This is a genomic window from Streptomyces sp. NPDC054786, assembly GCF_053611685.1.
The window spans coordinates 1-10040 of record NZ_JBSHAW010000089.1; the positions used below are offsets into that span (position 1 = coordinate 1).

7 protein-coding genes are annotated in these 10040 nt (G+C 71.5%); 2 read left to right on the top strand and 5 right to left on the bottom strand.

Translation table 11 applies throughout. The annotated features are described in order from the left end of the window. Positions 1 to 3: 3 nt before the first annotated feature. The 5 genes from ACWGI6_RS37945 to ACWGI6_RS37965 form a co-directional block, all read right to left on the bottom strand. Positions 4 to 1242, bottom strand: coding sequence for an XdhC family protein (locus ACWGI6_RS37945; protein WP_453271733.1), 1239 nt, complete (start codon positions 1240 to 1242; stop codon positions 4 to 6). Between the two features lie 36 nt (positions 1243 to 1278). Then, positions 1279 to 2736, bottom strand: coding sequence for an NCS2 family permease (locus tag ACWGI6_RS37950; protein ID WP_453271734.1), 1458 nt, complete (start codon positions 2734 to 2736; stop codon positions 1279 to 1281). A 243-nt stretch (positions 2737 to 2979) separates the two neighbouring features. Further along, positions 2980 to 5361 (bottom strand): xanthine dehydrogenase family protein molybdopterin-binding subunit, encoded by a 2382-nt coding sequence (locus tag ACWGI6_RS37955; RefSeq protein WP_453271735.1) that lies wholly within the window; start codon positions 5359 to 5361, stop codon positions 2980 to 2982. Between the two features lie 2 nt (positions 5362 to 5363). Next, positions 5364 to 5963 carry a (2Fe-2S)-binding protein gene (locus tag ACWGI6_RS37960; protein WP_453271736.1) on the bottom strand — a complete coding sequence of 200 codons (600 nt, stop codon included), beginning with the start codon at positions 5961 to 5963 and terminating at the stop codon, positions 5364 to 5366. Continuing rightward, on the bottom strand, positions 5954 to 6853 hold the full coding sequence (locus ACWGI6_RS37965) for an FAD binding domain-containing protein (RefSeq protein WP_453271737.1): 900 nt from the start codon (positions 6851 to 6853) through the stop codon (positions 5954 to 5956). Before ACWGI6_RS37965 ends, ACWGI6_RS37960 begins: the two co-directional genes overlap by 10 nt. Before the next feature lie 270 nt (positions 6854 to 7123). Here ACWGI6_RS37965 and ACWGI6_RS37970 point away from each other — a divergent pair, with 270 nt between their 5' ends. Beyond that, the gene (locus ACWGI6_RS37970; protein ID WP_453271738.1) at positions 7124 to 8785 is read left to right on the top strand and encodes a PucR family transcriptional regulator; all 1662 of its coding nucleotides are present in this window, start codon (positions 7124 to 7126) and stop codon (positions 8783 to 8785) included. Positions 8786 to 9131: 346 nt separating this feature from the next. Further along, the gene (locus ACWGI6_RS37975) at positions 9132 to 9986 is read left to right on the top strand and encodes a hypothetical protein (protein ID WP_453271739.1); all 855 of its coding nucleotides are present in this window, start codon (positions 9132 to 9134) and stop codon (positions 9984 to 9986) included. Positions 9987 to 10040: the final 54 nt, after the last annotated feature.

Consider the following 10040-nt stretch of genomic DNA (forward strand, 5'->3'; position numbering starts at 1 on the left):
GCGTCAGGCCACCGACCCGATCCGCCCCACCGGCCGGGCAGTGTCGTGGTGGATGGGGGTGTGCGCGCCGGTCAGCGGAACGCCGGTGCCGCCGCGGCGGTTGGCGACGATCTCGGCGGCGATGGACAGCGCGGTCTCCTCCGGGGTGCGGGCGCCGAGGTCGAGGCCGATGGGCGAGCGCAGCCGGTTGAGTTCGAGCTCGGTCAGGCCGGTGTCGCGCAGCCGCCGCAGGCGGTCCAGGTGGGTGCGGCGCGAGCCCATCGCGCCGACGTAGGCGACCGGGAGCTTGAGCGCCCGCTCCAGCAGCGGTACGTCGAATTTGGCGTCGTGGGTCAGCACGCACAGCACCGTGCGGGAGTCCAGGTCCTGGGAGTCCAGGTAGCGGTGCGGCCAGTCGACGACGATCTCGTCGGCGTCCGGGAAGCGGGTGCGGGTGGCGAAGACGGGGCGGGCGTCGCAGACCGTGACGTGGTAGTTGAGGAACTTGCCGACCTTGACCAGCGCGGAGGCGAAGTCGATGGCGCCGAAGACGATCATGCGGGGCGCGGGGACGGAGGATTCCACGAGGAGGAGGACGGGCCGGCCGCACTGCGCCCCGCTCGGCTGTGCGGCGCCTTCGCCGGTGGCGTCGTCCTCGGGCGCCGGGCCCGCGCCGATCTCGATCGTCGTGGTGCGCCCGGCGTCCAGCAGGGCACGGGTCTGCGCGATCGCGGTGCGGTCGAGGGCGGGGTGGCCGCCGAGGGTGCCGGTGTGGCTGCCGTCGGGGCGGACCACCAGGGCGCGGCCGAGGAGTTCTGCGGGGCCGTCGATGATCCGGGCGACCGCCGCCGCCTCCCCCGTGGCGGCGGCGGCCAGCCCGGCGGTGAGCGTGTCGGCGGTACCGTCCGCCGGCTCCCCCGGCGCTCCGCCGCCTGCCGGGCGCCGGACGGCCGTCCGTATCGGCTGCACGAGGATATCGATGATGCCGCCGCAGGTCAGGCCCACGGCGAAGGCATCCTCGTCGCTGTAGCCGAAGCGCTCCAGGACCGGCTCACCGGTCTGCAGCGCCTCCTGGCACAGCTCGTACACCGCCCCCTCCACACATCCGCCGGAGACCGACCCGATCGCCGTGCCGTCACTGTCGACGGCCAGGGCGGCGCCGGGCTGGCGGGGCGCGCTGCCATGGGTGGCCACCACGGTGGCCACCGCGAAGTCGCGGCCCTGCCCGACCCACCGGTGCAGCTCTTCGGCGATGTCCAGCATGTCGGTCTCCTTACGGACGGATGGGGAGGGCGGGCGTTACTTGACGCCCAGCCACTGCTCGATCGGATGGAGCGAGAAGTAGAGGACGAAAATCGCGGTCAGCACCCACATGAAGCCGCCGACCTCGCGCCATTTGCCCTGTGCCGCCTTAATGGCAACGTAGGCGATGACGCCGGCGCCCACACCTGCGGTGATGCTGTAGGTGAAGGGCATCAGGACCACGGTCAGGAAGACCGGGATGGACACCGAGCGGTCGCGCCAGTCCACGTGGCCGGCGGCGCTCATCATCATCGAGCCGATGACGACGAGGGCTGCCGAGGCCACCTGGGCCGGTACGAGCTGGGTGACCGGGGTGAAGAACAGGCAGGCCGCGAAGAACAGGCCGGTGACGACGGACGACAGACCGGTGCGTGCACCCTCGCCGACGCCGCTCGCCGACTCGATGAACACGGTCTGTCCGGAGGCGCCGGCCAGACCGCCGATCGCACCGCCCGCGCCGTCCACGAACAGCGCCTTGGACAGACCCGGCATCCGGCCCTTGTCATCGGCCAGCTTGGCCTCCGTGCCGACGCCGATGATGGTGGCCATGGCGTCGAAGAAGCCGGCCAGCACCAGGGTGAAGACGATCATGCCGACGCTGAGCGCGCCGATGGAGCCCCAGCCGCCGAACTCGACATGACCGAAGAGGCCGAAGTCGGGCATCGCGACCGCGCCGCCGCTCAGCTCGGGGGGCGTACCGCCCCAGTCCTTGGCCGTCAGGCCGCCGATCCTGGTCACGGCGATGGACAGCACGCTGCCGGCCACGATGCCGAAGAGGATCGCGCCGGGTATCTTGCGGGCCTGCAGCATGAAGATCAGCAGCAGGGTGACGCAGAAGAACAGGACCGGCCAGCCGGACAGCTGTCCGTTGAGACCGAGGGTGACGGGGCCGCCCTCGCCCTTGCCCACGAAGCCGGCCTTCACCAGGCCCAGCAGGGCGACGAACATACCGATGCCCATGGTGATCGCGTGCTTGAGCGCCAGCGGGATGGCGTTCATGATCATCTCGCGGAGGCCGGTGACCACCAGCAGACAGATGACCACGCCGTAGATCACACACATGCCCATGGCCTGCGGCCAGGTCATGTTCGGGACCACCTGTGCGGTCAGGGCGGCGGAGACGTTGAGGCCGGCCGCCAGGGCCAGCGGTACCTTGCCGATGAAGCCCATCAGCAGCGTGGAGACGGCCGCGGCCAGCGCGGTCGCGGTGACCACGCCCGCATGCGCGAGGGTGTTCTTCTCCACGTCCGGGGTCGAGAGGATCAGCGGGTTGAGCAGGAGGATGTAGCACATCGCCATGAAGGTGGTGATGCCGCCGCGCACCTCTTGCGCGAGCGTCGATCCTCTGTCGGAGATGTGGAAGTACCGGTCGAGCCAGGACCGGCCGGCGGGCTGGCGCGAGCCGTCGCCCGCCTCTTCCGCCGTGGTCCTCGGCTCGGTGGACTGCTGGGTCATGGTGCCTTACTCCCAAGGTTCAAAGGGGCACTCGCCTCGAGTGCGAGATTTGGGATGGAACTTCGGCTGCACGACCCGGGGGACGGCCCGAGACGAACGATGGGGTACTGGCTCCGCCGGGGCGGAGCAGCGACTGCGTGGTGCGGCATGGGACTCCGGGCGGTGCGCGGAGGAGGACGGACAGGGACACCCCTGACACGCACCGCCCGGAGACCGGTGTCCGGGGTCGCCCCGGACGGCTCTCTATGTGCCGGTGAGGTGCTCGGGACGTACCGGCGTCTTGTTGAGCTCCAGCCCGGTCGCGTTCCGGATCGCCGCGAGGACGGCCGGGGTGGACGACAGGGTGGGAGCCTCGCCGATGCCGCGCAGCCCGTACGGGGCGTGCTCGTCGGCTAGTTCGAGCACATCGACCGGGATGGTCGGGGTGTCGAGAATCGTGGGGATGAGGTAGTCCGTGAAGGACGGGTTGCGCACCTTCGCGGTCTTGGGATCGACGATGATCTCCTCCATGACCGCCACGCCCAGGCCCTGGGTGGTGCCTCCCTGGATCTGGCCGACGACGGACAGCGGGTTGAGCGCCTTGCCGACGTCCTGGGCGACGGCCAGCTCGATGACCTTCACCAGGCCGAGTTCGGTGTCCACCTCGACGACCGCGCGGTGCGCCGCGAAGGAGTACTGGACGTGGCCGTTGCCCTGGCCGGTGACCAGGTCGAATGCCTCGGTGGGCCGGTGCCGCCACTCGGCCTCGATCTCGACGGCCTCGCCCTCCAGCACGTCCACCAGGTCGGCGAGGACCTCGCCGCCGTCGGTGACGACCTTGCCGCCCTCCAGGAGGAGTTCGGCGGTGGCCCACGCCGGGTGGTACGTGCCCATCTTGCGGCGGCCCATCTCCAGGACCTTCTCGCGGACGAGCTCGCAGGAGTGCTTGACGGCGCCGCCGGTGACGTAGGTCTGGCGGGAGGCCGACGTCGAACCGGCGCTGCCCACCTGGGTGTCGGCGGGGTGGATCGTCACCTGGGTGACACCGAGCTCGGTGCGGGCGATCTGCGCGTGGACGGTGACACCGCCCTGGCCGACCTCCGCCATCGCCGTGTGCACCGTGGCGACCGGCTCGGCGTTGATGACCTCCATGCGCACCTTGGCGGTGGAGTAGTCGTCGAAGCCCTCGGAGAAGCCGACGTTCTTGATGCCGACCGCGTAACCGACACCGCGGACGACGCCTTCGCCGTGGGTGGTGTTCGACAGGCCGCCGGGCAGCTGACGGACGTCGGCGCCCTCGCTGGACTCCCACTGGCGCTCCGGCGGCAGCGGGCGGGACTTGACGCGGCGCAGGATCTCGGCGACCGGGGCCGGCGAGTCGACCGGCTGCCCGGTCGGCAGGAGCGTGCCCTGCTCCATGGCGTTCAGCTGACGCAGCTCGACCGGGTCCATGTCCAGCTTCGCCGCCAGCTTGTCCATCTGCGCCTCGTACGCGAAGCACGCCTGGACCGCGCCGAAGCCGCGCATGGCGCCACAGGGCGGGTTGTTCGTGTAGAGCGCGACGGCCTCGATCTCGACGTCGTCGATCACGTACGGACCCACCGCCAGCGAGGCGGCGTTGCCGACCACGGCCGGCGACGCGGAGGCATAGGCACCGCCGTCCAGCACGATCCGGCACTTCATGTGCGTGATCCTGCCGTCCTTGGTGGCGCCGTGCTCGTACCAGAGCTTCGCCGGGTGCCGGTGGACGTGACCGAAGAAGGACTCGAAGCGGTTGTAGACGATCTTGACCGGCTTGTTCGTGCGCAGCGCCAGCAGGCAGGCGTGGATCTGCATCGACAGGTCCTCGCGGCCGCCGAACGCGCCGCCGACGCCGGAGAGCGTCATCCGGACCTTCTCCTCGGGCAGGCCGAGGACGGGGGCGATCTGACGGAGGTCGGAGTGCAGCCACTGGGTGGCGACGTAGAGGTCCACCCCGCCGTCCTCGGCGGGCACCGCGAGGCCGGACTCTGGGCCGAGGAAGGCCTGGTCCTGCATGCCGAAGACGTATTCGCCGGAGACGATGACATCGGCCTTCCCGGCGGCCCCGTCGGCATCGCCGCGGACGATCGGCTGACGGTGGACGATGTTGGGGTGCGCGACGTGCCCGGCGTGGTGGTCGTCGCGGCCTTCGTGGAGCAGCGGCGCGTCGTCGGCGGTCGCGGAGGCCTCGTCGGTGACGACGGGCAGCTCCTTGTACTCGATCTTGATCTTGGCCGCCGCGCGCCGCGCCGTCTCCGGGTGGTCGGCGGCGACCAGGGCCACCGGCTCACCGTGGTGGCGGACCTTGCCGTGCGCGAGAACCGGGGTGTCCTGGATCTCCAGGCCGTAGTTCTTGATCGACGTGGGCAGGTCGTCGTAGGTCAGCACGGCGTAGACGCCGGACTGGGCGAGCGCCTCGGAGGTGTCGATGGAGACGATCTCGGCGTGCGCGACGGTGGAGCGGAGCGTGAAGCCCCACAGCATGTCCTCGTGCCACATGTCCGAGGAGTACGCGAACTCGCCGGTGACCTTCAGTGTGCCGTCGGGGCGCAGGGTGGACTCGCCGATGCCGCCCTTGGTCTGCGAGCCCTGGGTGATCTTGGTGGGGGTTCCGGTGGTTCCCATGGTCAGACCACCTCTTCCTGACCCTGACGGGCGGCCGCGAGCCGTACCGCGTCCAGGATCTTCTCGTAGCCGGTGCAGCGGCAGAGGTTGCCGGAGAGCGCCTCGCGGATGTCCGCGTCGGTCGGCTGCGGGTTGTTCTCCAGCATCTCGTCGGCCGCGACCAGGAGGCCGGGCGTGCAGAAACCGCACTGGACGGCACCCGCGTCGATGAACGCCTGCTGGATCGGGGAGAGTTCACCGCCCTCACCGGTCTGCGAGTCGGTGCCCTTGGCCTGCCACTGCTGCGCGGCCTGCAGCGAGGTGCCACAGGCGCCGGAGGCACAGCCGCCGCCGGGGTGGACGTCCTCGCGGTGCTTGGCGTAATCGGCCAGGCCCTCGACCGTGACGACCTCGCGGCCCTCGACCTGCCCAGCCGCGACCAGACAGGAACAGACCGGCACCCCGTCCAGACGGACCGTGCAGGAACCGCATTCGCCCTGTTCACAGGCGTTCTTGGAGCCCGGCAGACCCATCCGCTCACGGAGGACGTACAGCAGGCTCTCGCCTTCCCAGACGTCGTCGGCCTCCTGCTGACGGCCGTTGACGGTGAATGTCACGCGCACTGTGCGCCTCCCTTTGTGCCGTGGGCGTTGCCGCGGTAGGACTCCCAGGTCCAGCCGAGGGTGCGGCGCGCCATGATGCCGACCGCGTGGCGGCGGTACTTGGCGCTGCCGCGTACGTCGTCGATCGGGTTGCAGGCGCCGGAGGCGAGCTGCGCGAACTGCTTGGCGACGGACGGCGGAATGGGGCTGCCCGACTCCCAGAAGCCGCCCTCGTCCAGCGCCGCGGCGAGGAAGTCCTCGGCCTCACGGGCCCGTACGGGGGTGGGTGCGGCGGAGCCGATGCCGGTGCGCACCGTGCGGGTGTCGGGGTGCAGCGCGATACCGAACGCACAAACCGCGATCACCATGGCGTTGCGGGTGCCGACCTTGGAGAACTGCTGCGGGCCGTCCGCCTTGGGCAGATGCACCGAGCGGATCAGCTCGTCGGGCTCCATCGCATTGCGCTTGACGCCGGTGTAGAAGTCGTCGATCGGGATCATCCGGCGGCCGCGCACGGATTCCACCTCGACCTCACAGCCGGCGGCGAGCAGCGCGGGGTGCGCATCGCCGGCCGGGGAGGCGGTGCCGAGGTTGCCGCCGACGCCACCGCGGTTGCGGATCTGCGGGGAGGCCACCGTGTGCGAGGCCAGCGCCAGACCCGGGAGTTCGGCCCGCAGATTCTCCATGATCGCGGTGTACGGGACGGAGGCTCCCAGGCGTACGGTCTTCTCTCCGACCTCCCACTCGCTCAGGTCACCGATGCGGTTCAGGTCGAGCAGGTACGCGGGGCGGCGATGGTCGAAGTTGATCTCGACCATCACGTCCGTGCCGCCCGCGATGGGCACAGCGGTAGGGTGCTCGGCCTTGGCGGCGAGCGCCTCCTCCCAGCTGGCGGGGCGAAGGAAGTCCATGGTTGGCCTCTTCTAGGAATTCTACGAAATCGGTCGTTCGCTGCTCATGGTGAGGACGCTGCGCTGGCATCGCCATGGAGCCGTTCATGTCTCGTTCATGCGGATGGGCTCAGTGAACGCGCCCGGGACCCGCCCGGTGCAGTCACCGAAACCATGAAGCGGTTGGCTGGCCAAGCCACCTGTCTTGTAGATTCGAACGAAAGACGAGGCGCTGAAACCTCGCGGCATTCCACCGGCAACACCAGACAGCAAAGAACGGCGGGCGAGGTCATGCGGCTCCGCGCACTCCTGGACACCCCCACCCTGGGCCTTCGGCTGCTCGGGGGCGAGGACGAGCTGGACCGCACGGTACGCGGCGTGATGACCACCGACCTGCGCGACCCCAGCCGCTACCTCTCCGGCGGCGAGCTGGTGCTGACGGGGCTGGCGTGGCGCCGTGAACCGGACGACTCCGAGCGGTTCGTGCGCATCCTGGCCACCGCCGGGGTCGCCGGGCTCGCGGCGGGCGAGGCGGAGCTGGGCTCGGTCCCCGACGACCTCGTCGAGGCCTGCATCCGGCACCGGCTGCCGCTGTTCTCCGTCGTCGAGGACGTCTCGTTCGCCTCCATCACCGAGCATGTCGTGCGCCAGGTCTCCAGCGAGCGGGCCGGCGATCTGGCGGCCGTGGTGGACCGCCACCGGCGGCTGATGACGTCGGGCCCCACGGGCGGCGGCCCAGAGGTGGTCCTGGACCTGCTCGGCTCCGACCTCGACCTGCGGGCCTGGGTGCTCTCCCCCACCGGCCGGCAGATCGCGGGCTCGACGCTGGCGGACTCCGGGCCCGAGCTGTCCGGTGAACTGGCCGCCCGGCTCGCGGGCGAGCATCTGGCGGCGGCCCGTACGGGCCGCCGGGGCCCGCACCGGGTCACCCTGGACGGCTCCACCTTCTCCCTCTTCCCGATCCGCCACGAGGGCCGTGATCTGCGCCAGACGCTGCTGAGCGACTGGCTGCTGGCCGTCGAGGCGGACGCCGGCGACTGGCCCGAGGAGCGCCTCGACCTGCTGCACGGGGTCACCCAGCTGATCGCCGTGGAACGCGACCGGCGCGATGCGGCCCGTACGGTCCGCCGCCGGCTCGCCCAGGAGGTGCTGGAGCTCGTCCAGACCGGCGCACCGCCCGCCGAGATCGCGGCCCGGCTGCGGGTGGCGGCCCCGGTGCTGCTGCCCGGACTGGGCGCCGCACCGCACTGGCAGATCGTGGTGGCCAGGGTCGAGTGGGAGGACGGCGACGTCCCGGGTGGCCCGGTGGCGCAGAGCCTGCTGGAGGAGATGCTGGTCGACCCCGGCACCTTCGGCCCGGAGCCCTCCGACCGCATCGCCGTGGCGCACACCGGCGACGAGGCGGTGGCGCTGGTGCCGCTGCCCGTCCCGGACGAGCCCGGAGACGCCTCGACGACGGGTCTGCACGCCGATGAGCTGCTCTCCGTCGTCCGGGAGCCGCTCGGCCGCGGTCTGTCGGACGACGGGCGGCTGACGGTCGGGGTGAGCGCCGCGGTCCACTCGGCCGAGGGGCTGCGCGGCGCCCTGGAGGAGGCCCGGCACGCCCGCAGGGTCGCCGCGGCCCGCCCTGGCCGGGTCTGCGCCGCCGGGCACGAGGAGCTGGCCTCGCACGTCCTGCTGCTGCCCTTCGTGCCGGACGACGTCCGCCGGGCCTTCACCGCCCGCCTCCTGGACCCGCTGCGCGACTACGACCGCAAGCACCGCGCCGAGCTGATCCCCACCCTGGAGGCGTTTTTGGACTGCGACGGCTCCTGGACCCGCTGCGCCAGCCGCCTCCACCTGCACGTCAACACCCTCCGCTATCGGGTGGGCCGGATCGAGCAGCTCACCGGCCGCGATCTGTCCCGCCTGGAGGACAAGCTCGACTTCTTCCTGGCGCTGCGGATGAGCTGACGGCGGCCGCGCGCCACGGATCCCGTCGCCCGGCGGCGGGGCCGGTGTCCGGCGCCCCGTGCTCCCCCGGCCCCGTCGGTTCGGCCCCGGCGGGGCCCGGTTACGCCATTCGGGGTAACTCGATCGGGCGGCATCGCACTCGACGCCGTCCGGCCGCCGGACGGCCGCACGGTGCCGCGATGCGGCCGATCAGGCCCTCGCCCGCCCTCCGGACCACCCACCAGGGATTGTGAATTCATTCACTCACCCCCTTGGCCGCACGACGGAATTCGTGCTGAGATTCGCCCACGGCTTCCATTTCCAGCTCAATGGCGCGCTCGGGGAGGGCAATGTGGCGGATACCGCCATGTCAGAATCCGCGGATTCCGCGGATCCGGTCAGTTCTGTGTTTCCGGTACCGATCCCGGTACCGGCACCCGCATCCGCACCTGAAACAGGCGCAGTCGGCACGGTCGAGGGGGACGATCCCCTCGACCGTGCCGTTTGGCGACTGCGTTCCCGCGGCTGCTGGGACGATGCGGCCGCCCTGCTGGAACCGCACTCCGTCCATCACGCGCCGTCCGCGCTGCGTCGCGCCGCGCTGCTGGTCGAGCGGTGCATGTTCACGGCCACCGGCTGGGCCGCGGCCGAGGATGCGCTGCGCGCCGCCGAGGCACTGGCGGCCGACGACGACGAGCGGGGCGGCGCGGCCTGCGAGCGCGGCCATCTCGCGTACGCCGCCACGGTCTTGAGCGTCCGTGACCGGGCCGACGAGGCGCGTTCGGCGCTCGGCCGGGCCGCCGCGCTGCTGGCGCCCGCCGCGGCCGGCCGCCCGCTGCTGGACTTCCGCCGCGGACTGATGGCCGAGCACGTCGCCGACAGCCCGGACGCGGCGCGGGCCGCCTACCGCCGCGCACACGCCGGCGCCACCGCGCACGGCGACACCCTGCTGCTGTCCTTCACCTGGCGGCATCTGGCCGGGCTTGCGCTGCGCGACGGGGAAGTGGCGGAGGCCCGGCACGGTTTCGCCGAGTCGCTGCGGATCCGCGAGGAACTGGGCTTCCTGGTCGGCACCGCGCCGGCCCTCGTGGCGCTGGCCGATGCCGCCCCGGACGCCGACGCGGACCGGCTGCGCGCCGAGGCGGCCCGGCTCTTCCGCCTCATGGGCGGCGTTCCCACGTGGCTCGCCGACCATCTGTCCACCGGCGTCACGGCGACCTAGGGATGTGTCCGTAATGATCAGGGCGGCGGCCAACCCTCCACTCTGCATGGAGGT

Coding starts and splice junctions, on each gene's coding strand:
- ACWGI6_RS37945 (WP_453271733.1), bottom strand. CDS start 1,242: ATGCTGGACATCGCCGAAGAGCTGCACCGGTGGGTCGGGCAGGGCCGC.
- ACWGI6_RS37950 (WP_453271734.1), bottom strand. CDS start 2,736: ATGACCCAGCAGTCCACCGAGCCGAGGACCACGGCGGAAGAGGCGGGC.
- ACWGI6_RS37955 (WP_453271735.1), bottom strand. CDS start 5,361: ATGGGAACCACCGGAACCCCCACCAAGATCACCCAGGGCTCGCAGACC.
- ACWGI6_RS37965 (WP_453271737.1), bottom strand. CDS start 6,853: ATGGACTTCCTTCGCCCCGCCAGCTGGGAGGAGGCGCTCGCCGCCAAG.
- ACWGI6_RS37970 (WP_453271738.1), top strand. CDS start 7,124: ATGCGGCTCCGCGCACTCCTGGACACCCCCACCCTGGGCCTTCGGCTG.
- ACWGI6_RS37975 (WP_453271739.1), top strand. CDS start 9,132: ATGTCAGAATCCGCGGATTCCGCGGATCCGGTCAGTTCTGTGTTTCCG.